The sequence below is a fragment of the Porphyrobacter sp. GA68 genome (assembly GCF_022605525.1).
Classification (GTDB): Bacteria; Pseudomonadota; Alphaproteobacteria; order Sphingomonadales; family Sphingomonadaceae; genus Qipengyuania_B.
Genome location: NZ_JAKQYJ010000001.1, coordinates 430431 through 451212, shown reverse-complemented (window position 1 = coordinate 451212; position 20782 = coordinate 430431). Strand labels below are relative to the sequence as shown.

The following is a 20782-nucleotide window of genomic DNA, read 5'->3' as shown; positions in this document are numbered from 1 at the left end:
CGTTTTCAAACTGATGGTCAGACGCAACTGGATATAGCGAGGATCGGGAGGCCGGTGACGATCGTCGCACCCAACCCGATCCACCCGATCGCGACGCCGATCCGCTGCATCTGCGTGGCGCAAGAGCGCAGCAGCCAGACCAGCAGGACGCCGTGGGCGGCGATCAGCAGGATCCACGTGACCAGCAGCACCACTCTCGCCTGCGTCAGACCGGGCACCGCCTGTTCGGTCCAGCCCAGTGCACAGCCGAGACCGTGCAGCGCGTACAGCACGCTGAATGACACGGCCCACGCGATCAGGCCGGATACCATCTTGATCAGCGCCGTCACAGCGCGGCACCTGACAGGCCAAGCAGCCAGGCGACCACGACCGCGACGCCGACTCCGTAATCGCTCCACACGGCGGCGGTGCGCAGTTCATGGGGACGCTGCGCGATCACGTGGCCGCTGGCGATCCGGCGATGAACGAAGAGCTGCGCCAGCGCACCTACCGCGCACGAGAACACTGCAAAACCCGTCAGGGCCCAGCCAGTTGCCGCGAATGCATGGAAGGTCGGCTCGGGCAGGTGACGAATGGCGCCTGCGAGCAGCCCGGCGATTGCCAGCGCCGATCCGGCCGCCGCTGCGATAGCGCCGGAGCGCGAGCGGTCAAAGTTTCGCAGGCCGAGGCGAGCGGCCACCACGGCGAGAAGCGCGCCTGCGGTGACGATGATCGGCTCGAGAAGATAGGCGCCGAACGCGCCTGGCGGTGGCCAGTTCGGCGCAACCACCCACAGGAAGAAATAGCCGAACACCAGCGACGCGAACAACGTCCCGCTGGCCGCAACGGCCAGGACGCTGCCCCAGTATCCGACGCTGCCGCGGATCGCGAAGCCGGTGGGCAGGTAATAGCCGTTGCCCGCGTCCACCGGGCCGGGGTCGTGCGTTGTCCCGGTGGTGGCGACCCAGCGCCAGATCATGACGGCCGCACCGACAATGAACACCGGTGCCAGCCAGTAGATGCCGAGCAGCATGGACATGAAGAAGCCCCCGAAGACGAGGGCGGTGAAGAGGGGCGTCAGGCTGGATCCGGGCAGGATAGCCACGTGTTCCGGAGCGCCGGTGACGATGTCCACGGCAAGCGTCTCTCGGCGTCCACCAATCGCGCGACCCAGCAAACCCTTACCTGCGGCCAGGTCGACGCCGATCCGGCGATTATCGCTCAGCGGTTCGCGGCTGGAAACTGTGGGAAGGCTGGCGAAATTGTACTGCGGCGGCGGAGTGGGCATGGCCCATTCGAGGGTTTCGGCTTCCCACGGATCGCGCCTCGTGGGCTTGCCGAGCCGGCGTTGCAGCGCGATGTCGAGGGCGAACAGGCCGAAGCCGAACGCCTGCATGAACGCGCCAACCGACGATGTGAGATTGAGCAGCGTCCAGCCCGCTTCCACGGGATAGGTGTACACCCGGCGCGGCATGCCCAGCAGACCGGTCAGGTGCATCTGGAGAAACGTGAGGTTGAAGCCGATAAAGATCAGCCAGAACGCCGCGATTCCCACCCGCATCACGCGGGTGCGGCCGGTTACATGCGGCATCCAGTAATAGGCCGCCGCCAGCATCGGGAAGACAAATCCGCCCACCAGTACGTAATGCAGATGGGCGGTGACGAAGGCGGTGTCGTGCACCTGCTGGTCGAACGGCACGATGGCCAGCATCACACCGGTCAGCCCGCCCAGCACAAAGACCACGAAGAACCCGACGATGTAGTACATCGGCAGGGTGAACTTGGGGCGTCCGGCCCACATGGTGCCGATCCACGCGAAGATCTGAACCGCGGTGGGGATCGCCACCAGCACCGAGGCTGCGGAAAAGAACCCGAGCGCCATGTGCGGAATGCCCGTGGTGAACATGTGATGCACCCACAGGCCGAAGCTGAGGAAGGCGAGCGCCATCACCGCGGTGACGATCGCGCCGTAGCCGATCAGGGGCGTTCGCGCCATCACCGGAATGATGGTGGACAAGGCGCCCGCCGCGGGCAGGAAGATGATATAAACCTCGGGGTGGCCGAACAGCCAGAACAGGTGCTGCCACAAGAGCGGGGAGCCGCCAAGCTCGGGCTGGAAGAACGGCCAGCCGAAGGCGCGCTCGACCTCCAGCAGGATCGACCCGAGGATCAGGGGCGGGAAACCGAAGATCATCATGCCGGCGGTCGCCAGCAGATACCAGGCGAGGATCGGCATCTTCGTCAGCGACATGTTCGCCGCCCGGAATTTGAGAATGGTGACCGTGATCTCGATCGCCGCCGCCAGCGCAGAGATTTCAACAAAGGTGATGCCAAGCAGCCAGACATCGGAATTGACGCCGGGCGTGAATTCCTTGCCTGACAGCGGCGGATAGAGAAACCATCCGGCATCGGGGGCCACTCCGCCCAGCAGCGCCAGCAGCATGATGGTGCCGCCGAACAGATAACACCACCACCCCAGCGCGGTCAGGCGCGGATAAGCCAGATCGCGCGCACCCAGGATCTTGGGCAGCAGATAGATGGCAAACCCTTCCAGCATGGGTATCGCAAACAGGAACATCATGATGCTGCCGTGCATCGTGAATATCTGCCCATACACTTCCGGGCCGGTGAAGGCGCTGGCTGGGGTGGCCAGTTGCGCCCGGATCAGCATGGCGAGCACACCGCCGATCCCGAAGAACACCGCTGCGGTGATCATGAACCGCTTGCCCAGAGTGGTGTGGCTGACGCTGCTGAACACGCCCCGCCAGCCCGGCTCGTTGTTCCAGATGCGGGTCAGATCGTGGTGGAGCTGGATTACGTTCATTCTGCGGCCTCCGTCCGACCGGCCGGGGCGCCAGCGGCATAGGCTTCCACCACGAAGCGGTGATCGGCGTGGCCAACGCCGCAGTATTCCGCACAAACGGCTTCAAAGGTACCGGGGGCGTCCGCCTCGATCCTCAGCCGGTTCACCTGTCCAGGTATTGCATCCATCTTGCCTGCCAGCCGCGGAATCCACAGGCTGTGGATCACGTCGGTGGCGGTGATGTCGAGGTCGACCGGCTGCCCCGCCGGTATCCGCAGAACGCCTTGCGAGCAGCTGCCGTCCTCGTAACAGAACTCCCATCCATAGTTGAAGGCGGTCACTTGCACCGTCTGCGCCGCCGGCCCGACAGGCAGGTTGCGCTGACCGACCCACAAGGCGAACGCCAACAGCACCATCAGGACCCCTACCGGCATCACCAGCCCCAGCCAGCCGATCCACACCCGCGTACGCCCGGGCTGCCTGTTGTCCGCGGCCCCACGTCGACGCAGTGCGATCAGCAACAGGATGAATACCAGCGCCGACAGGATGGCCGATCCGCCCAGCATCCACCACCACAGGTCCGCCACCCGCATTGCGGACGGCCCGGCAGGATCGATGGTGGACAACGGCCCTGCACACGCCGAAACTGGAGGCAACAGGCACATCAACGCTGTCAGGCGAGCACGGATGCGCGAAGGAGTTGAACGATGAGCGACAGAACGCAGGAAAAGGTTGCCGAGGAAAGGCTGGTGGACCCGGTCGAGCAGCACCCGAAGTTTCACAGGCTGGAATCGCGCATCGCGCTGGCGGGGCATCCCATTCATGCAATGCTGGTCGCGTTTCCCATTGCCCTTACGGTCTGCGTGCTGGGCGCGGACGCCTTTTACTGGTGGACCGGCGATGTTTTCTGGGCGCGGGCCGGACTGTGGGCCGCCGGAATGGCGTTCCTGTTCGGCGTGCTGGCGGGGCTGACCGGCACGGTCGAGCTTCTGAGTGTGCCCGGCATAAGGCAGCGCGCCGCCAGCTGGACCCACTTCATCATCGCGGTCATGCTCCTGTCGATCCTCGGCATGAACTGGGGGTACAGGTTGCTGGGGTTCGAACAGGCCGTGTTGCCCTACGGCATCATGATTTCCGCCTTCGCCGTGGTCTTCACCGGTTTCACCGGATGGCACGGGGGCAAGCTGGTGTTCGAGTATCAAATCGGCGTCTCGTCGAGCGGGAGTTCGTGACCAAGCGGCTCGTACAGCCAGGCTGGCGCAAAGCTTTCAAGCGCGGGCTTGCCCAGCACCAGGAACAGGATTGCCAGCATCGCGGCGCAGATCGGCACCAGCACCGGAATGGCGCTGCGCGGCGCGAAGCTGCCACGCCGCTCGCTCATCAGTACGACCAGGTGGCCGATCCATGCGTGGAGTGACACCAGCACACCTACCACCACCAGCTTGATCAGCATCCACAAAGTGAACACGTTGCCCAGGAAGATCAGCGCCGTACCGGCCGCAATGGCGATCACAGCCGCCGGAGTAACGAAAAAGGCATAGGCGCGGTGCGTCAGCAGGCGCAGCTGGCTGTAGCTCGCCTGGCTTTCGCCGATCTCATGCTTGCTGAGCATCAGGGGCAGGCCAATGAGACCTGCGCACCACAGCACCAGGGCCGCGATGTGCAACGCCTTGACGAGAGACAGGATCATGCCGCCGGGGCGCTCAGCGGAAGCCTATAGGGCACGCGCGGTTGCCCTCGGCACATTTGCGGTGACGTTCTGCCGGTGCCAGGCGCGGCGGGCGGTCACCGCGCCGCCGATCGCAAATGGCGCCATTCCGCCGACCCACATGATCAGTCCGGCAAGCTGCTGGTCCGCCAGGCCGCTCAATCCCCAGCTTGGCGCGGCGAGGGCATGCATGAGGTACAGCGGATGCGCCGCAAAGGTCAGCAGCGCGCCAAGAAATCCCATCTGCACCGTTGCCCCGATCAGCCCCGCAACGGCCCCGACCGCGCTTGCTTGGCGAACCGCCAGCCAGAACGCGAACGACGCGCCAAGGATGGTTGCCTGCATCAACCAGTACACCAGCATGTTGGTCAGGGCGACCTGGTACAGGGCGGGCGCGTGCCATGCCCACAAGATGATCGTCATCGCGATGGTGGCCGGCGCGACCGGCAGGATCAGGCGCCGGGTCCAACCGGAAGCCGCCGCCTGCCGCACAGCCAGGGCAAAGGCCAGCCCTGCCAGGATCAACACGAGATGATGGATCGAGCGCGCCGAGAACAGTGCCACGCTGGCCGCGCACAGGGGCGAGACAAAAGCGAGTGCCAACAGACCGATGCCCCCCGCGGCCTTCCCGTTGCCAGCGCGCATGGCCATCACCAGCGCACCGGCGAGAACGGCGATAAGAACCGGATCTAAGTTCCAGCGCGACGCGATCTCCGCCATCGCAGGGGGGCTGCCGCAGTAACTGCCATGAAACATCTGCCTTCAACTCCCCGAACCGGATCGCCGCGTTGCGACAAGTGCAGAATGTGTCGCCCGATGCTGCGACCCGTGGAACATAGCGGGCGAAGATGCAGTTTGGAAACCGTCAATCACGGAAAATTCGGCTCGACGGCCGCATCTCGGGAGATTTCAGCGTGAGCGTCCAGCGTGTTGCAGTGGTCGGCGGCAGCGGAGCAACCGGGCGGGAAGTGGTAAGGCATGCGCTGCGTGCCGAACTCGATGTCGTCTCGATCGACCGATCACATCCCGAACCCGGTGCTCGGACTGACGGCGTTTCCTACCGCGGGGTAGATGTTCTCAACGGCGAACTGGCTTCGGCGTTCGCAGGGTGCGATGCGGTGATCTCGACCCTGGGCGTCGCCTTTTCACCGGCCAACGCGCTGTCACCTCCGCCGCTCTACACCGAAGGGACGCGCCGCATCCTTGACGGGATGGAGCATGCCGGCATCGACCGCATCGTCGTGATCTCCGCTGCCTTTGTGGTTGACCAGCCCGCGCTGCCGGCCTGGTTCAAGCTTACGGCAGTTCCCGCGCTGCGCAATATTCTCGAACAGATGACGGAGATGGAGGCGCTGCTGGAAGGACGGCCGGAGTTACGGTGGACGGCGGTGCGCCCGGGCTGGCTGATCGACAAACCCGCTGCCGGCGATCTGCTGGTCCAGGAGGAAATACTGCCCGACCAGGCGTTCCGTTGCCGGATCGGCGATCTCGCTGCCTTTCTGGTCGAGTGCGCCCGCAACGATCTGCACGTTCATGCAAAGCCTGCCGTTGGTACGCCGGAGGCTGATAAGTTCGAAAGTCCGCTCGCTCTTGGCAAGGAGTTCGCTGGGCTTTGAGGGCGCAGCGCGGCAGAAGGGTCGCCGTGCGCCTCGTGCGGGAACGACGGTGACGGTTGCGTGGATGTTCGTTAGCGAACGATCGCTCCGACGGAGCTGCGAAGCTAGCTTACACTCCAACGGGCCATTGCTGATGCCGGCGTGGGCAGGTATGCCTTTGAGCCGAGGCATTTGCGCGTCTTTCTCCGGCGTGGGTGCTTGGCTACCTCTTTGTGATGCTTGCAATCGGAAGGAAGACCTTGATGAAAAATACAGCCATGGCGGCAGTTTGTATCCTGCTCGCGGCGTGCGGAAGTGAGCAGAGCACGGCCGGGCAGACGGCCGGCGCCTCTCCTGTTCCTGGCGTTGCTGGTGCTCCTGCTGCTTCTGCCGATGCTCAGGTGGCTCTGGGATTGACAGAGCGGCAGCTTCTGGACGCAGACCTCGTCGACGCGAATGGCAACGATATAGGGGACGTTGAAGGCGTCATCCGCGATGCAAGCGGTACGGTCACCCATCTCCTGGTCGAGGTGGAGGACTCAAGCCCGGACCGGTATGTGCATGTGAGCCTGGAAGGCCTGAGCGCATTCGACAATCGCGGTGACCGGGACATCCGGACTTCCATGACACGCGATCAGCTGATGGCCCTGCCCGAAGTACGCCGCTAAGTGTCGCGCCGCCGCCCCCGACCCCGGGGGGCGGCATTTGCTCGCGTGCATCCTGCCGCGCGGTCCGCGCCCTTGGGTTGGTGACACAAGGCTCTGCGGGCTGCTCGCCGATCTTGGTGCCGGTCGCCGAAGCGAAGACTAGCCAACCCGCAACATCTTTAACGCCATGTATGCAATCAAGGGCAAGTCGCGACGTTCTAAGCACGGCCAAAATGGTGTTGCCTGATTGAATTAGGCGAGACTAAGTCCTCTCGGCTCCCGAACCAGGCGCCTTTCTCCGCGATCTTTTCTCTTGCCGCCTTGAATGCTCTCCGCGCTGCTTCCTGCAAACGAGCCCGGCTCGCCTCCTGCATGAACTTGGCATCGGCTCGCAGTCATCCGGAGTGCGACGTCTGTCGTGCTTAGCGTCTCGTACACCACGGCTGGCACGACAACGATGTTGTTCTTGCCCTTGTCGCTCGCGCGGAGCAAGTCCGCTCCAGCCGCAGCCTCTGCAAGGTAGCGCCAACGGTTGGTGTCGATCAACACCCTCACGTTGTAGATTGCCTCGCCTGCCAGGCCGGGAACCGGTATGGCAATCTACTAGGCGTGTCAGCAGATGATGCGGAATGGCAAGGAACGCGAGCCTGAAGAACCAAGGTGGTGGATGCGCACTTGCGCTAGTATAGTATAGTTCCGATGGGTGCGGCGGCTCGCCAGCTGCATCTAGTAATCTCACCGAGACCGAAGCCATGAGCGTCGTTCATCGGCGGTTATGTTCCAGCGAAGCAGGGGAGCTAGCGGGCCCAGATTGCCGGGATGCCGACCGACCGACTGCTGCCTCTGGCAGCGGGCAAGCCCTCTCGTCCAAAGGACAAGAGGGTTAGCCCTACTTAAAAAGCTAGATGGTGCGGTCGAGAAGACTCGAACTTCCACGGGCTTTCGCCCACAACGACCTCAACGTTGCGCGTCTACCAGTTCCGCCACGACCGCACACTGACAATTCGACGGACGCCGGAGCGGCCCGTCGGGAGGCCGCGCCCCTAGCAAGCGGTGATGATGGGCGCAAGCGGGAAAGGCCGATGCCTCAGCGCGGCGCCCAGCCGAACTCGGCGTCGGTCGCGGATTGCGGAATGTCGGCGATCGCGGCGTCGATCGGCTGGGTTTCCCCGGGCGCAAGCCGCGGCTTGGGCGAGGCGAGTTCCTGGCTGAACACGACCCGGTCGCGGGCATCGCGCAGCACGACCAGAATGGACGGTACCGGCCGGGTTTCGCTGCTGGTGTTGCTGATGGTGCCGCTGATCACCAGGTACTCGCCGCCATCGGTGGTGCGGATCTGCTGCCGGTCGTCGGGAAAGCTCATGGTCAAGCCGGGTTCCTCGCCGGCGAACAGCGGGTCGGAACCCGACAGCCAGGACGGCAAGCCCCAGATCTGCAGAACGGCGATCGTCAGCAGGGCGATGGCGGCGAAGCCCGCTGCGCCGATTGTCAGCAGGCGGCCGCGGTTCAGCCGCGAGGCGAACGGCGGTTCAAAGGCGAAGCTGGAGCGCTGCCCGGCCACCTCATCTTCGGCGTCGCGGTTTGGTCGGCGTTCGGACGGAATCGCGTCCGCCGCCCGGTAAAACGGTGGCGGAGTGACCAGCGCGTCGGGTAACGGCCGGTCGGCGCCAGGCCGCTCTTCGTCTGCCGGCATAGCGGGCGGCTTCGCCCCGCTGGCGGCACCCGGGGCAGTTGCCTCTTCCCGCGTGGCAGGTGTCCCGCCGATGCCGGGCTCGGCAAAGTCCTCGGGCGGCAGGTTGGCGGGCGGTTCGATCCGCGGCCCGTCCTGAAACCAGTTGTGCTTGCACTTGGCGCAGCGCACGGTCCGCCCCTCCACGCCAAGGGCGTCGTCGGGCACGACGTATTTGGTCCCGCAGGCCGGACAGGCGATGATCATCGCCCGATGTCTTAGGCTTCCCGTAACCACCGTGGCAAGCAGCGGCGCGCCGCATCCGCAGGAATGCGCCCTTTTTTCCACCAGCAAGCGCGGCTATAGCATTCGCGGAATGATACGGGCATCGGCACGGGCTTGGGCGAAGACGGCGACACGCGTCACCCGCCTGACGGGCGCACGCGCAGCGGGATGAGCGACGGGATGGAGGAAATCATCCGGTTCGACAATGTCGGACTGCGCTACGGCACGGACCGCGAGGTGCTGAGCGATCTGTCATGCTCGCTGTTTGCTGGCCGGTTCTACTTCCTCACCGGGGCGAGCGGGGCGGGCAAGACCTCGCTCCTGCGGCTGCTGTACTTGGCGCAGCGGCCTTCGCGCGGGGCGCTGCGGATGTTCGGCACGGATATGATGACTCTGCCACGCGCGGACCTGCCCGCCTTCCGCCGGCGGATCGGGGTGGTGTTCCAGGACTTTCGCCTGATCGACCGGCTGAGCACGTTCGACAACGTGGCCCTGCCGCTGCGGATTGCCGGGGTGAAGGAGCATGAGCTGGCGGGGCCGGTCGCCGATATGCTGGAATGGGTCGGCCTGGGCGGCCGCGCCGGCGCGCGGCCTGCAACCCTGTCGGGCGGAGAGCAGCAGCGCACCGCCATCGCCCGCGCGGTGATCGGCCGCCCGGACGTGCTGATCGCCGACGAGCCGACCGGCAATGTCGACCCGGAAATGTCGTTGCGCCTTCTGGGACTGTTCCAGGCGCTGAACCGGCTGGGAACCACCGTGATCATGGCGACCCACGATGTGCAGTTGCTGCGCCAGGTGCCGGACTCGCTCATTATGCGGCTGGAGAAGGGTCGGCTGCTCGATCCGACCGGCGCGCTGCGCTATCCGCCGCGAGAGCCCGTCACCAAGCCTGAGCAGCGGCGCGATTGGCGGCGGGCACCTGTGGGCGGCGGCGCGTGACCCGGCTGGAGGCACTGCGTCCCTGGCTGGGCGGCGATGTCCCGATCCTGCCCGCCGGGCGGATCGGCGGGCCGTTGCCCTGGCTGATCGCCCTCATGGTCCTGCTTGTCACGGTTGGGCTGGCCGGCGCGCTGGTGCTGGCGGGGCTGACCCGTGCGGCTTCTGCCCAGGTCGCCGGCAGTGTGCTGGTGCAGATCGTCGAGGCTGATCCTGCTGGCCGGGCGGCGCAGACGGACGCGGCCGCGGCGTTTCTGCGGACCAGCCCGGCCGTGGCGGCCGTACGGGTGGTGCCGCAAGCGGAACTCGAGGCGTTGCTGGAGCCATGGCTTGGCGAGGGATTGCTGGCTGCCGATATCGTTCCGGTGCCGGCGCTGCTGGATGTCCAGACGACGGGCACGATTGATGCGCGAACGCTGCGCCAGCTGGCCGACGGGTTGCGGGCGGTGGCGCCTGCCGCGCGGCTGGATGCGCAGGCCGACTGGCTCGCGCCGCTGATGGGTGCGGTGGCCGCGCTGCGTTATCTCGCCGCCAGTGTGGCGCTGCTGCTGGCGTTTGTCGGTCTTGCCGCCGTTTGGCTGTCCACCCGTTTCGCGCTGGCCAGCAATGCCCAGACGGTGAAGATCGTGCACGCGCTGGGCGGGGACGATGGGCAGATCGCCAGCGTGTTCCAGCGGGCCATCCTGCCCGACGCAATTGCCGGCAGCCTCCTTGGCGCGGGCCTGGGCGCGGCAGCGCTGTGGCTGCTGGGCGACCGGTTCGCCGCTCTGGATGCCGGTCTGCTGGCGGGCGGCGGGCTGGGTGCCGGCGACTGGCTGATCCTGGCTCTGGTTCCGGTCGGTGCCGCCACGGCGGCGGCCCTGACGGCGCGTGTGACCGTGCTTGCCACCTTGCGAAAGAGCCTGTGATGGCGCGTGTCCTTGCCGCCCTGATCCTGTTCTACACGATCGGCTTCCTGTGGTTCGCCGCGGTTCTGCCGCAGCCGGCGGGTCCAGAGCGGACCGATGCGGTGATCGTGCCGACCGGGGGTGCCGGCCGGATAGAGCGCGGGCTGGAGATGCTGCAGGCGGGCCAGGCGAGGGAGGTATTTATCTCGGGTGTGGCGCGGCAGGTTCGGCCGGAGGAATTCGCCGCGCAGTTCGGCATCTCTCCCGCCGACATGGAATGCTGCGTCACGCTTGGCTATGCTGCCGTGGACACGCGCAGCAATGCGAAAGAGGCTGCTCAATGGGTCGCGGAGCGGGGCTATCGCTCCGCCCGGCTCGTCACCACCGACTGGCATATGCGCCGCACCCTGTCCGAGTTTGGCGCTGTGGTGCCGGGGGATTTTCGGATTGTCGCGGACGCGGTTCCCTCCAATCCGCCGCTCGGCGTGCTGTTCGCCGAATACAACAAGTATCTGGCGAGCGTGGTGTGGCGGGCGCTGCCGTTATGAACCTTCCGATCCTGCTGCTGCGCAATGCGGCCTTTTACCTCGTGTTCTACGCAGGCTCCACCCTGATCACCTCGTCGGCGCTCGTCGTGCGCCTCTGGTCGGAGGACGGTTTCCGGCGGATGGTCCGCCGCTGGAGCCGGTTTCATCGCTGGTGCACCCGCCGCTTCATCGGGTGCGAGCTGCGCATCGAAGGCGCGCCGCCAGCGGAACCGGCCTTGTATGCGGTCAAGCATGAAAGCTTTTTCGAGGCGATCGATGCGCCCGCCCTGTTCGATCTGCCCAGCGTGTTTGCCAAGCGGGAACTGTTCGACATCCCCTTGTGGGGCCGCGCGGCGCTTGCCTACGGGTTGATCCCGGTGGCCCGGGAAGGACGGGCAAAGACCTTGATGACGATGATCCGTTCCGCGCGCGGCATGGTGGCGGATGGTCGGCCACTGGTGCTGCTGCCGGAAGGGACACGGGTGCCGCATGGCAGTGCGCCGCCATTGCAGGCGGGGTTTGCCGGGCTGTACAAGGCGCTGGGACTGCCGGTGGTGCCGGTGGCGGTCGACAGCGGCCCAGCCTACCACCGCTGGCTCAAGCAGCCACTGCCCATCACCTATCGCTTCGGCGAGGCAGTGCCGCCCGGTCTGCCGCGCGAGGAAGCCGAAGCTCGGGTATGGGCCGGGATGAACGCCTTGAACCAGGTCGGGCGGGCCAGCGCCGGCACCTAGCCAGCGCCCTGGGCAAGCTGGCGTAAAGTGGCGGCCACGGCGCGTGTGTCAGCCTCGGTCCCGATGGTGATCCGCAGGGCGTGGGGCAGCCCCTGGCCCGGCAGGTGCCGCACGGCGTAGCCGGCATCGCTCAGCGCGGCGAGGGCGCGCTCCGCCGTCAGCGCCCCTTCGAACAGGACAAGCAGGAAGTTCGCTTCGCTGGGCACGGTGCGTAGGCCATGATTGCCAAGGCCCGCGATCTCGCGCTCCAGCCAATCGCGCCATTGGCGGTTGTGCTCGCGCGAGCGGGTCACGAACGGTTGATCCGTCAGCGCCGCCGCTGCGGTCGCCTGGCCCGTGTTCGTCACGTTGAAGGGGCCGCGGATGCGGTTGAGGTTCTCCACCAGCGGCGGCGCGCCAGTGGCCCAGCCGATACGTTCCCCAGCCAGTCCGTATATCTTGGAGAATGTGCGCGTGACCAGCACGTTGCCGTGCCGCGCGGCCAGATCCAGCCCGCCGTCGTCATTCTCCGGCGCCAGGTACTCGGCATAGGCCTGGTCGATGACCAGCAGCGCGTCGCCGGGCAATGCGGCATGCAGGCGCTGGACCTCGGCCCGGGGCAAGAAGGTGCCGGTCGGATTGTTGGGGTTGGCGAGGAACAGGACGCGGGTGCGCGGGGTGACACAGGCGAGCAGCGCATCGACATCGGCGCCGTAATCCGCGTCCGGCGCCTCCACGGGCGTTGCCCCGCACCGCCGCGCGGCGATGTCGTAAACGGCGAAGGAATAGCGGGCGAACAGCACTTCGTCACCCGGCCCCGCGTAAGCCTGCGCGGCAAGGTTCAGCAGCTCGTCCGAGCCGGTGCCGCAGACGATCCGGGTCGGGTCGATGCCGTGCAGCCGGCCGATCGCGTCACGCAGGGCAACCGCGCCCGGATCGGGGTAGCGCGCTGGGTGCTGCGACCCGCTGCGTGCAGCAAGCGCCCCAGGACTGCACCCCAGCGGGTTCTCGTTGGCCGACAGCTTGATCAGCGGGCGACCGTCGTCGGCGCTTGACTTGCCGGGGGTATAGGCGTGGATCGCGGCGATCCAGGGCTTGGGCTGCGGCAGGTTTGTCATAGCCTGCCGCTTGGAAGAAAATCGCTCCTGCGACAAGCGCGCCCGGCAAAAATGCAGCCCCGTGCTCGCGCAACGGCATGCGGATCTCCGTCAGCGCTGCACCGTGCCGGCGGACCCCCGGCTGGGGCGACCGGCAGCCGACAGGGCTGATCCGGCCGCAGGTGTGTCGGTTGGGTGCGGTTCAGGAAAGAACCGGTATGCGCATCACCCATGCTACTCCCCCTGTCCGTTTTTGTCGCCGCGCAGCTGACCGCTGCACCCGCGCCGCAGCTCAACGCCATGCAGCAGGGGGCGCTCACCTGCTCGGCGGCGATGGCGCTTGATGCCGCGCGCGGTGACAGCGATGCGCAGGAAGCCGCGCGGGGGCGGGAGTTTTTCGTGCGCACCCTGGCGCAGATCATGGACGAGACGGGTGCGGACCGCGGAGTTATCGCGGCGCTGGTAGCCGCCGAAGCCCGCCGGCTGACGGCAGAGCCGGATGTTCACGCAAGGCTCAAGCCCGTCTGCCGAACCATGCTGGATACATCAGGCATTCGCTAAGTTGCCGCTGGAAAGCTGAAAATCCGCGGAAATCCGGTGGACTGGGGACGAAAGTTCCGCCACATTAACAGCCATTCATGTGGCAGCTCTATCAATATCCGCTGTGTCCGTTCAGTCGCAAGGTCCGCATCATGCTGGGCGAGCAGAACGTGGCTTACGAACTGCGGCGGGAACATCCGTGGGAACGGCGGGACGAGCTGTGGGCGCTGAACCCGGCGGGTCAGGTGCCCGTGCTGCACGATCCGGAACGCAAGATCACCCTGTGCGACAGCCGGGCGATCTGCGAATATCTTGAGGAGACGGGGGAACGCAGCCCCATGCTCAACGCCAGTGCGGCCGGGCGGGCGGAAATCCGGCGGCTGGTGGCGTTGTTCGACGAGAACTTCTTTCGCGACGTGACCGGACCGCTGCTGCACGAACGGATGATCAAGCGGCTGGTCCACCGGCAGTCTCCCGACAGCCGGATCCTGCGCGAGGCGATGAAGCTGGCGCATGGGCATCTCGACTACATCGACTGGCTGGTGGACAACCGCCCCTGGCTGGCCGGGCCCACCATGAGCATGGCCGACCTCGCCGCCGCGGCGCAGATTTCGGTCGCCGACTACCTCAACGGGATTGACTGGCGCGGGCATGACGCCGCGCGAGGATGGTATGCGGTGTTCAAGAGCCGGCCCAGTTTTCGCCCCCTGCTGGCGGAAAAGATGACCGGCGTGGTCCCGCCGGCTCACTACGCCAAGGTCGACGCGTAGCAATCGGCCGGTCGCCAGCATACATTGCCGGGCAAAGGAGATGATGACAATGTCCGACAAGCTGAACCTGACCGAAGCGGAATGGCGCGAGCGGCTGAGCCCCGAACAGTACCATGTGCTGCGTCAGGCGGGAACGGAACGCGCCTTCGCCGGAGCATACGACAAGAACAAGCAGGCAGGCGAATATCACTGCGCCGGATGCGGTGCCGTCCTGTTCGAGAGCGTGGACAAGTTCGACAGCGGATCGGGTTGGCCCAGCTTCACCGCGCCCGCCCGCGACGATGCTGTGGAGGAGCACCGCGACACCTCGCACGGCATGGTCCGCACCGAAGTCACCTGCGCCCGCTGCGACGGGCATCTGGGTCACGTCTTTCCCGATGGTCCGGCACCGTCAGGGCTGCGGTACTGCATAAATTCGGCCGCGCTTGATTTCGAGCCGGAAGGCTGAACGCCGGCTGCGCCCAAAATCGTTCTGGCCGCGTCGTTAAGCGCGGGTTACAACGGGTATCTCCAGATCGGCGGGCACAGGGTTCGCGTGAGTGACGGGATGCTCCTGCGGTAAGGTGCGAAGCGGCGAATGGCGAGAGGTAATGGCAATGGTGCGGCCACCCGCAGGCCGGTGCGCAGGCACCCGGCGGCAGGCCGCGGCAAGCCGGTAAAGCAGCGTGGCGCGCTGGCGCGCTGGACGCGTCGGCTGCTGGTCTGGGGCGGCATCGCCGCGGCTGTGGCGGCTATCTTCATCGGTTTTGCCGTCCTGTTCGCCATGCGTGAACTGCCCGGTTTCAACCAATTGCGCGAGGCGCAGCCCGGGCAGACCATCGTTATCCGCGCCCGCGATGGAACGCCGGTTGTCGAACTCGGCCCGTCCTTTGGCGAATGGCTGACCAGCGACGAGATTCCCGACGTCATGAAGGATGCGATGATCGCGGTCGAGGACCGGCGTTTCCATTCGCACTTCGGCGTCGACCCCATTGGTCTTGCGCGGGCCGTGTATGTGTGGACCGTAGGGGACCGGCGGCTGGGCGCGACGTCCACCATCACGCAACAGCTGGCGCGCAACCTGTTCCTCAATTCCAATCGCTCCGTCGACCGCAAGGCGCGCGAGGCCATTCTGGCGATGGCGCTGGAGGCGAAATTCACCAAGGAGGAGATCCTCGAACTCTATCTCAACAAGGTGTATTTTGGCGGCGGGGCGTGGGGGATCGACAGCGCCAGCCGCCGCTTCTTCAGTCATCCGGCCAGCGACCTGTCCGTGGGCGAGGCGGCGATCATCGCCGGGCTGGTCAAGGCGCCGTCGCGCTATGCGCCAACCGCAGATGTCGAACGGGCGGTGGAGCGGGCGCAGGTCGTGCTGCGGCTGATGGAAGAGCAGGGCTATATTACGCCTGCACAGGCATCGGTCGACATCTCCGCCATCCAGCTCAAGCCGGACACGAGTTCCAACGCCGCCCGCTATTTCAGCGACTGGGTGCTGCCGCAGCTCGACGTGCTGCTGCCCGAAACCTTTGAACCGATCGAGGTCTGGACCACGCTGGACGCCGGGTTGCAGAACGCCGCGACCCAGGCGTTGCGGCAGAACGTGCCGGGCGGATCGCAGGGGGCGCTCGTATCGCTTGACCGGGACGGGGCGGTGCTGGCGCTGGTGGGCGGCACGGATTATGTCACGTCCAACTACAACCGCGCGGTCAGCGCAGTGCGCCAGCCGGGTTCGGCGTGGAAACTGTTCGTCTATCTGGCCGCGCTCGAAGCCGGCTACACACCCACGGACCGGGTGGTCGATGCGCCGGTGACGATCGACGGCTGGACGCCGCGCAATTCAGGCGGCAGCTATGCCGGACCGATCGACCTGCGCACTGCGTTCGCCTATTCCAAGAACACCGTGGCCGCGCAGCTCGGGGCCGAAGTCGGATTCGGCACGGTGGCCGCGATGGCCCGCCGGTTCGGGATCACCACTCCTATCAGCGAGCGGCCCGCCATGGTGCTGGGCAGTTCGGAAACGCGGCTGATCGACATGACGCAGGCATTTGCCGCCGTCTCGGCCGGCGGCCGGGCGGTTCAGCCTTATGGCGTGTTGCGGGTGACGACCGCCAGCGGCAATGTGATCTATCGGCACAATAACGACCGCGTGACCCAGCTGGTGCCCGACTACGTGGCAGCTGGCATCACCGACCTGCTGCAGACGACGGTGAACACGGGTACCGGGCGGGCGGCTCAGATCGGGCGTCCGGTGGCGGGCAAGACCGGCACGACCAATGCCAACAAGGATGGCTGGTTCCTGGGCTTTTCCAGCGGAGTGACGACCGGCGTGTGGATGGGCCGTGACGACGCGCGCCCGGTGGCCGGCCTGCAGGGCGGCACCGCACCTGCCCGTGCGTTCGCCCAGTTCATGCGCCGCGCGGTGGCGGACCGGCCGGTGGAGCAATTCACGACCCAGGTGCAGTTACCCGAATGGCAGCTGGAGCCGGACGAGGAATATGGCTGGGGCGATCCCGAGGAATATTACTACACCGACGAGAACGGCAATCCGGTGGAGCCGGGCTCGCGTCAACCGGTTGACGATGCATTGCCCGGTAACGGCGGAGCCGCTGTAGAAAATCCGGGCGCTGGTCCGCCTGCAGGGTCAAATCCGGCGGAGGTGCCGCCACCGCGCCGCACCGCGCCTCAACCCGGCGGCCAGCGCCCTGCGGGACAGGAACGCGGCCGCCCACCCATCCCGCCTGCCGCCAGTGAGGAGTTCCTGCGCGAAGCGATAGGGCGCCAGCCGCCTGGCGCCGACCCGCCGCGGCCGCAGCCACGCTGACGACACAAAAAAGCCAGCGAACCGGGTGGTCCGCTGGCTTTTTTCATGTGTGATGAGGGATCATCTGAGCCGGATGGCTACCGACTGCGGCGGCCGCCCGCTGCGCTGCACCCGCAGGAGCACTGCGGACCGGTTGGCCGCTCGAGCCTGCCGGATTGCCGCTTCAAGATCTGCGACTGAGCCAACCGCACGCTCGCTCACCGCAAGGATCACGTCGCCGCGTTGAAGCCCCTTGGCTGCCGCGTCGCTACTGGGGTCGACCCCGGCAATCACAAGTCCGTTCACGTCCGGGTCAAGCCCGAGCTGCTGTCTTATCTGAGGATTGAGCGGCAGCACGCTGAGGCCGGTGCTGCCGCGCGTCATGTCGGTCTCGGCTCCCCCGCTCTGGGGTATCTGATCCTGATTTTCCGGGCCAAACCCCTGCTGGCTCTGGCGCAGCTGCTCTTCCGACGGGCGCCGGCCCACCTCAACGTTGACCCGGCGTCGGTCGCCGTTTCGGATCAGTTCCACCGGCACCCGCTGACCGGGACGGATGTTGGCCACCAGGAATGACAGCGTCTGGTTGTTGGTAATCGGCTGATCATTCACCGAAATGACGACGTCGCCTGCACGCAATCCGGCGCGATCGGCCGCTTCGCCCGGCACGACCGACTGGATGAATTCGCCCCGGTTCTGAGGCAGGCCGAGGGCGTCCGCCAGATCACCCGCGACCGGCTGAATCGAAACGCCAAGATAGCCGCGCTGGATATCCTGGCCCAGTCTCAACTGCTGAACGATCGGCGCCGCGATCTCTGCCGGAATGGCAAAGCCGAGACCAACGCTGCCGCCGGATGGCGAGAAGATGGCGTTGTTGATGCCGATAACGTTGCCTTGCATGTCGAACAGCGGGCCGCCGGAATTGCCGCGGTTGATGGCGGCGTCAGTCTGCAGGTAACGGTCGTACGCGCCACCTTGTCCGGTGTTACGGTAAACCGCCGACACGATGCCGCTGGTGACAGAACCGCTGAGACCAAACGGATTGCCGATGGCGATGACCCAGTCGCCCACCCTGGCTTGGCTGGAGTCGCCAAACCGGACGAACGGGAAAGCCTCCCGGCGGTTGATCTTGAGAACGGCAAGGTCGGACGCTTCGTCAGCGCCCAGCACTTCGGCCTCGTATTCGGTGCCATCTTCCAGCGTGACCGTCACGCTTTCCAGGGTCGATCGCGTACCCGGCGGGTTGATGACATGGTTGTTTGTCACCACCACTCCATCGGCGGAGATGATGAAGCCCGATCCCAGCGACTGCGCCTGCCGCGTCTGCGGCTGTTGCGGCTGTCGCCCGCGACGCTGGTTGAACATCCCTTCCAGCGGTGTGCCGGCAAACGGATCGGTGCTGCCTACCTCAACCCGCTGCCGCGTCGAGATGTTGACCACAGCGGGTTGCAGTTGCGCCGTCAGTTCCGCAAAACTTGCCGGCGCGCCGGCACGCGGCACTACGCGGCTCATCTGCGCATCGTCGTTCTGCGCCATCTGAGCGCCGGCGGGGTGGCCGGTCACAAGCGACAGGGTGGCCCCGCCGGTCAGCAGAGCCGCAGTTATACCGTAAGCAAGTCGCACGTGGGATTACCTCTCGTTCTGAACAGCAGCCGGTTTCAATGGGCCGTCTGGGACTGACATACTGCGTTTGCAGCACTGAACCGGTTTTGAACAACCGGAGCGCGGCAGGCGTTCCGGTCGTGGCGTCGTGCGGTGCTACTCTGTCCGGTCATCTCTGTCCGCGGAACTGGCGCAGGTATTCATTGTCCGGCGACAGGATCACGCTGCTGTCGGCCTGTCCGTTCTCGAACGTCCGGCGATAGCTTTCCATGGCGCGGTAGAAGTCATAGAACTCCGGATCCTTGCCATAGGCGGCGGCATAGGTGCGCGCGGCGTCTGCTTCTGCCTCGGCACGGATGATCTGGGCGTTCTTGCGCCCCTGCGCGCGGATCGTTTCGGCCTCCTGGGTACGATCCGTTTCCATGCGCACGAACGCCGCTTCCAGCGGGGTGCCTTCGGGCAGGTCGGCCCGCTTGATGCGGACGTCGATGATCTGTGCCCCGTATTGCCGCGCCTGCCGGTCCAGCGCCGTGCGGATGTTGGCCATCGCGTCACCGCGCTCTGCCGTCAGCAGCGCCGCAAACGGCCGCCGGCCAAGCTCCTGGCGCAGCACGGACGTCAGGATGGGCTGCAACTGCAGCACGACGTTTTCGGTGTTGCCGGCCCGTTCCACCATCAGCACGGGGTCGATGATGCGGAATCGGGCGTAGGCATCGACCTGCAGCCGCTGCTGATCGTTGGACAGCACCTGTTGCCGGTCCATGTCGAGGTCGAGCACCCGCCGGTCGACGAACTGCACCTGATCGAGGAAGGGAACGCGGTACCAGATGCCCGCGCCGGTCTGTCCGAACGGCTCGTTCGGCTTGAAGCGGTTGACGGTGCCGATTGCCTGGCCACCGCGGACGATCACCGCCTGCTGCGTTTCCGGCACGACGAAAAAGAATGACACGATCGCCACTGCCAGCACGGCGAGGGCGATGATGACCAGCTTGAACCGGTCCCACACGGCGGTCATCGCGCTGCTCCTTCGCCCTGCGTGACCGCCGGCGCGGCCTGCCGCTGTGACCGGCGCTGAACTTCAGCCAGCGGCAGATAGGTCGTGACGCCGCTGGACTCGACCACGGTCTTGTCCGTTTTGGCCAGGACGCTCTCCATGGTTTCGTAATACAGGCGCCGCCGGGTCACTTCAGGCGCCAGGCGGTACTCTTCGTAGATCTTGTCGAATGCGGTGGCGTCACCCTGCGCGCGGGCCAGCATCTGCTGTTGATAGGCGCGGGCGCGGTTGATGTCGGTTTCCGCGTCCTGCTGCGCGGCCGACACGTCCTTGAACGCTTCCACGACCCGCGCGGGCGGGTCCGTTTTCTCGATCTCGATACCCTGTACGGCGATACCCGCGCGATAGGCGTTGAGCAGGTCCTGCATCCGCTGTCGCACCTGCTGTTCGATATCGGCGCGGCCCGCGCCGGACAGAACGTAATCCAGTTCGTGTTCCGCGACCGCCGCGCGCATCGCAGATTCGGCCACTTCGCGAACCGTTTCCTCCGGCTCGGCAAGCTGGAACTGGAACTGTTTAAGGTCGCTGATATTCCACCGCACGAGATAGGATAGGTCGACCAGGTTCTGGTCGCCGGTCAGGATCAACTTTTCCGCGTCCGTGCCGGGCACCCGTTCGGACCGGAACGTGTTCACGTCCACCACCTGCACCTGCTGGAACGGCCATGGCAGGGTCACGTTGATGCCCGGGCCCATGGTGCGGGTATAGGTACCAAAGGTGGTCACAATACCCTGTTCCTTGGGTTCCACCTGATGAACGCTGGTAAGGATGATCCACAGGCCCGCGCCGGCCATCAGGATGACGGGCACCCAGCTCTTCCCATCGGCGCGCTGCGGCAGGCGGAAACCGGGACCGGCCGGCCCGCCACCGCCACCTCCGCCGATCCGCCGCGGACCTTCCGGTCCCCGGTTCTTGAACAGATCCTCGATCGAGGCAGAGCGGCGCGGCGGCTCGCCCCCGGTCCCGCCCGGCAGCCAAGGGTTGCGCGGCCCGCCGCCGGCATCGCCGGCCGGCTTGTCACCTTTCGCGCCGTCGCTGCCCTCGCCAGGCTTGCCCCAGGGGTTGCGCTTGCCCGCCATCGCCAGCGCGATGGACCGGCCGATCCCGTCCATGAAGTTCATGGGCCGAGTATAGGTAATCATCTTGCAGAAAAACAGGGGTTGGCTTTGAGTTTTTGCTGCTAGAGGACGCCGG

Annotated in this window: 21 protein-coding genes and 1 tRNA gene; 11 read left to right on the top strand and 11 right to left on the bottom strand. The window is 66.0% G+C overall.

The window, feature by feature from the left end:
• Positions 1 to 17 precede the first annotated feature (17 nt).
• The 3 genes from LHJ54_RS02195 to LHJ54_RS02185 are packed head-to-tail and all read right to left on the bottom strand — an operon-like array spanning position 18 to position 3408.
• Positions 18 to 329 carry a hypothetical protein gene (locus LHJ54_RS02195; RefSeq protein ID WP_228242310.1) on the bottom strand — a complete coding sequence of 104 codons (312 nt, stop codon included), beginning with the start codon at positions 327 to 329 and terminating at the stop codon, positions 18 to 20.
• Positions 326 to 2803, bottom strand: a complete 2478-nt coding sequence (gene ctaD / locus LHJ54_RS02190; protein ID WP_228242308.1) for a cytochrome c oxidase subunit I — start codon at positions 2801 to 2803, stop codon at positions 326 to 328. The genes LHJ54_RS02195 and ctaD overlap by 4 nt, the downstream gene beginning before the upstream one ends.
• The gene (locus tag LHJ54_RS02185) at positions 2800 to 3408 is read right to left on the bottom strand and encodes a cytochrome c oxidase subunit II (protein ID WP_228242306.1); all 609 of its coding nucleotides are present in this window, start codon (positions 3406 to 3408) and stop codon (positions 2800 to 2802) included. Before LHJ54_RS02185 ends, ctaD begins: the two co-directional genes overlap by 4 nt.
• Before the next feature lie 81 nt (positions 3409 to 3489).
• Between LHJ54_RS02185 and LHJ54_RS02180 the strand changes: the two genes are divergently transcribed.
• Positions 3490 to 4014 carry a DUF2231 domain-containing protein gene (locus LHJ54_RS02180; RefSeq protein ID WP_228242304.1) on the top strand — a complete coding sequence of 175 codons (525 nt, stop codon included), beginning with the start codon at positions 3490 to 3492 and terminating at the stop codon, positions 4012 to 4014.
• On the opposite strand, the gene LHJ54_RS02175 is transcribed toward LHJ54_RS02180, so the two are convergent.
• Both LHJ54_RS02175 and LHJ54_RS02170 read right to left on the bottom strand, forming a co-directional pair.
• Positions 3981 to 4472 (bottom strand): CopD family protein, encoded by a 492-nt coding sequence (locus LHJ54_RS02175; protein ID WP_228242301.1) that lies wholly within the window; start codon positions 4470 to 4472, stop codon positions 3981 to 3983. The genes LHJ54_RS02180 and LHJ54_RS02175 overlap by 34 nt on opposite strands.
• A gap of 24 nt (positions 4473 to 4496) precedes the next feature.
• A complete protein-coding gene (locus LHJ54_RS02170) occupies positions 4497 to 5246 on the bottom strand; it encodes a cytochrome c oxidase assembly protein (RefSeq protein ID WP_228242299.1) in 750 nt (249 codons plus the stop codon).
• A gap of 158 nt (positions 5247 to 5404) precedes the next feature.
• Between LHJ54_RS02170 and LHJ54_RS02165 the strand changes: the two genes are divergently transcribed.
• A complete protein-coding gene (locus LHJ54_RS02165) occupies positions 5405 to 6106 on the top strand; it encodes an NAD(P)-dependent oxidoreductase (protein WP_228242297.1) in 702 nt (233 codons plus the stop codon).
• A 242-nt stretch (positions 6107 to 6348) separates the two neighbouring features.
• Entirely contained in the window at positions 6349 to 6753 is a 405-nt protein-coding gene (locus LHJ54_RS02160; protein ID WP_228242295.1) for a hypothetical protein, read from the top strand.
• Positions 6754 to 7638: 885 nt separating this feature from the next.
• On the opposite strand, the gene LHJ54_RS02155 is transcribed toward LHJ54_RS02160, so the two are convergent.
• A tRNA-Leu gene (locus LHJ54_RS02155) sits at positions 7639 to 7725 on the bottom strand.
• Positions 7726 to 7819: 94 nt separating this feature from the next.
• The gene (locus tag LHJ54_RS02150; protein WP_228242293.1) at positions 7820 to 8668 is read right to left on the bottom strand and encodes a DUF3426 domain-containing protein; all 849 of its coding nucleotides are present in this window, start codon (positions 8666 to 8668) and stop codon (positions 7820 to 7822) included.
• Positions 8669 to 8854: 186 nt separating this feature from the next.
• Here LHJ54_RS02150 and ftsE point away from each other — a divergent pair, with 186 nt between their 5' ends.
• From ftsE to LHJ54_RS02130, 4 genes are read left to right on the top strand one after another with little or no spacing between them, the layout of a single operon-like run.
• A complete protein-coding gene (gene ftsE, locus LHJ54_RS02145) occupies positions 8855 to 9625 on the top strand; it encodes a cell division ATP-binding protein FtsE (protein ID WP_228244265.1) in 771 nt (256 codons plus the stop codon).
• Positions 9622 to 10530 carry a cell division protein gene (locus LHJ54_RS02140; RefSeq protein WP_228242292.1) on the top strand — a complete coding sequence of 303 codons (909 nt, stop codon included), beginning with the start codon at positions 9622 to 9624 and terminating at the stop codon, positions 10528 to 10530. The genes ftsE and LHJ54_RS02140 overlap by 4 nt, the downstream gene beginning before the upstream one ends.
• Positions 10527 to 11057 carry a YdcF family protein gene (locus LHJ54_RS02135; protein ID WP_228242291.1) on the top strand — a complete coding sequence of 177 codons (531 nt, stop codon included), beginning with the start codon at positions 10527 to 10529 and terminating at the stop codon, positions 11055 to 11057. The genes LHJ54_RS02140 and LHJ54_RS02135 overlap by 4 nt, the downstream gene beginning before the upstream one ends.
• Positions 11054 to 11770: a 1-acyl-sn-glycerol-3-phosphate acyltransferase gene (locus LHJ54_RS02130; RefSeq protein WP_228242290.1), complete on the top strand. Its 717-nt coding sequence runs from the start codon at positions 11054 to 11056 to the stop codon at positions 11768 to 11770. The genes LHJ54_RS02135 and LHJ54_RS02130 overlap by 4 nt, the downstream gene beginning before the upstream one ends.
• On the opposite strand, the gene LHJ54_RS02125 is transcribed toward LHJ54_RS02130, so the two are convergent.
• Positions 11767 to 12867 (bottom strand): histidinol-phosphate transaminase, encoded by a 1101-nt coding sequence (locus tag LHJ54_RS02125; RefSeq protein ID WP_228242289.1) that lies wholly within the window; start codon positions 12865 to 12867, stop codon positions 11767 to 11769. The genes LHJ54_RS02130 and LHJ54_RS02125 overlap by 4 nt on opposite strands.
• Before the next feature lie 210 nt (positions 12868 to 13077).
• On the opposite strand from LHJ54_RS02125, the gene LHJ54_RS02120 reads away from it, so the two are divergent.
• The 4 genes from LHJ54_RS02120 (at position 13078) to LHJ54_RS02105 (ending at position 16956) form a co-directional block, all read left to right on the top strand.
• Positions 13078 to 13407, top strand: a complete 330-nt coding sequence (locus LHJ54_RS02120; protein WP_228242288.1) for a hypothetical protein — start codon at positions 13078 to 13080, stop codon at positions 13405 to 13407.
• A 77-nt stretch (positions 13408 to 13484) separates the two neighbouring features.
• Positions 13485 to 14156, top strand: a complete 672-nt coding sequence (locus tag LHJ54_RS02115; protein ID WP_228242287.1) for a glutathione S-transferase family protein — start codon at positions 13485 to 13487, stop codon at positions 14154 to 14156.
• A 49-nt stretch (positions 14157 to 14205) separates the two neighbouring features.
• Positions 14206 to 14604: a peptide-methionine (R)-S-oxide reductase MsrB gene (msrB, locus tag LHJ54_RS02110; protein ID WP_228242286.1), complete on the top strand. Its 399-nt coding sequence runs from the start codon at positions 14206 to 14208 to the stop codon at positions 14602 to 14604.
• Between the two features lie 129 nt (positions 14605 to 14733).
• On the top strand, positions 14734 to 16956 hold the full coding sequence (locus tag LHJ54_RS02105) for a PBP1A family penicillin-binding protein (protein ID WP_228242285.1): 2223 nt from the start codon (positions 14734 to 14736) through the stop codon (positions 16954 to 16956).
• A 60-nt stretch (positions 16957 to 17016) separates the two neighbouring features.
• On the opposite strand, the gene LHJ54_RS02100 is transcribed toward LHJ54_RS02105, so the two are convergent.
• The 3 genes from LHJ54_RS02100 to hflK form a co-directional block, all read right to left on the bottom strand.
• Positions 17017 to 18555 (bottom strand): Do family serine endopeptidase, encoded by a 1539-nt coding sequence (locus LHJ54_RS02100; protein ID WP_228242284.1) that lies wholly within the window; start codon positions 18553 to 18555, stop codon positions 17017 to 17019.
• Between the two features lie 148 nt (positions 18556 to 18703).
• Positions 18704 to 19549 (bottom strand): protease modulator HflC, encoded by an 846-nt coding sequence (gene hflC, locus LHJ54_RS02095; protein ID WP_228242283.1) that lies wholly within the window; start codon positions 19547 to 19549, stop codon positions 18704 to 18706.
• Complete coding sequence (gene hflK / locus LHJ54_RS02090) at positions 19546 to 20667, bottom strand: protease modulator HflK (protein ID WP_228244264.1); 1122 nt, start codon at positions 20665 to 20667, stop codon at positions 19546 to 19548. The genes hflC and hflK overlap by 4 nt, the downstream gene beginning before the upstream one ends.
• Positions 20668 to 20782: the final 115 nt, after the last annotated feature.

Bases quoted from the DNA above. Each gene is read 5' to 3' on its own strand.
- ctaD (WP_228242308.1), bottom strand. From the start codon at position 2,803: ATGAACGTAATCCAGCTCCACCACGATCTGACCCGCATCTGGAACAAC.
- LHJ54_RS02150 (WP_228242293.1), bottom strand. From the start codon at position 8,668: ATGATCATCGCCTGTCCGGCCTGCGGGACCAAATACGTCGTGCCCGAC.
- LHJ54_RS02125 (WP_228242289.1), bottom strand. From the start codon at position 12,867: ATGACAAACCTGCCGCAGCCCAAGCCCTGGATCGCCGCGATCCACGCC.
- ftsE (WP_228244265.1), top strand. From the start codon at position 8,855: ATGAGCGACGGGATGGAGGAAATCATCCGGTTCGACAATGTCGGACTG.
- LHJ54_RS02105 (WP_228242285.1), top strand. From the start codon at position 14,734: ATGGCGAGAGGTAATGGCAATGGTGCGGCCACCCGCAGGCCGGTGCGC.
- LHJ54_RS02180 (WP_228242304.1), top strand. From the start codon at position 3,490: ATGAGCGACAGAACGCAGGAAAAGGTTGCCGAGGAAAGGCTGGTGGAC.
- msrB (WP_228242286.1), top strand. From the start codon at position 14,206: ATGTCCGACAAGCTGAACCTGACCGAAGCGGAATGGCGCGAGCGGCTG.
- LHJ54_RS02160 (WP_228242295.1), top strand. From the start codon at position 6,349: ATGAAAAATACAGCCATGGCGGCAGTTTGTATCCTGCTCGCGGCGTGC.
- LHJ54_RS02120 (WP_228242288.1), top strand. From the start codon at position 13,078: ATGCTACTCCCCCTGTCCGTTTTTGTCGCCGCGCAGCTGACCGCTGCA.
- hflC (WP_228242283.1), bottom strand. From the start codon at position 19,549: ATGACCGCCGTGTGGGACCGGTTCAAGCTGGTCATCATCGCCCTCGCC.
- LHJ54_RS02170 (WP_228242299.1), bottom strand. From the start codon at position 5,246: ATGTTTCATGGCAGTTACTGCGGCAGCCCCCCTGCGATGGCGGAGATC.
- LHJ54_RS02115 (WP_228242287.1), top strand. From the start codon at position 13,485: ATGTGGCAGCTCTATCAATATCCGCTGTGTCCGTTCAGTCGCAAGGTC.
- LHJ54_RS02175 (WP_228242301.1), bottom strand. From the start codon at position 4,472: ATGATCCTGTCTCTCGTCAAGGCGTTGCACATCGCGGCCCTGGTGCTG.
- LHJ54_RS02130 (WP_228242290.1), top strand. From the start codon at position 11,054: ATGAACCTTCCGATCCTGCTGCTGCGCAATGCGGCCTTTTACCTCGTG.
- hflK (WP_228244264.1), bottom strand. From the start codon at position 20,667: ATGGCGGGCAAGCGCAACCCCTGGGGCAAGCCTGGCGAGGGCAGCGAC.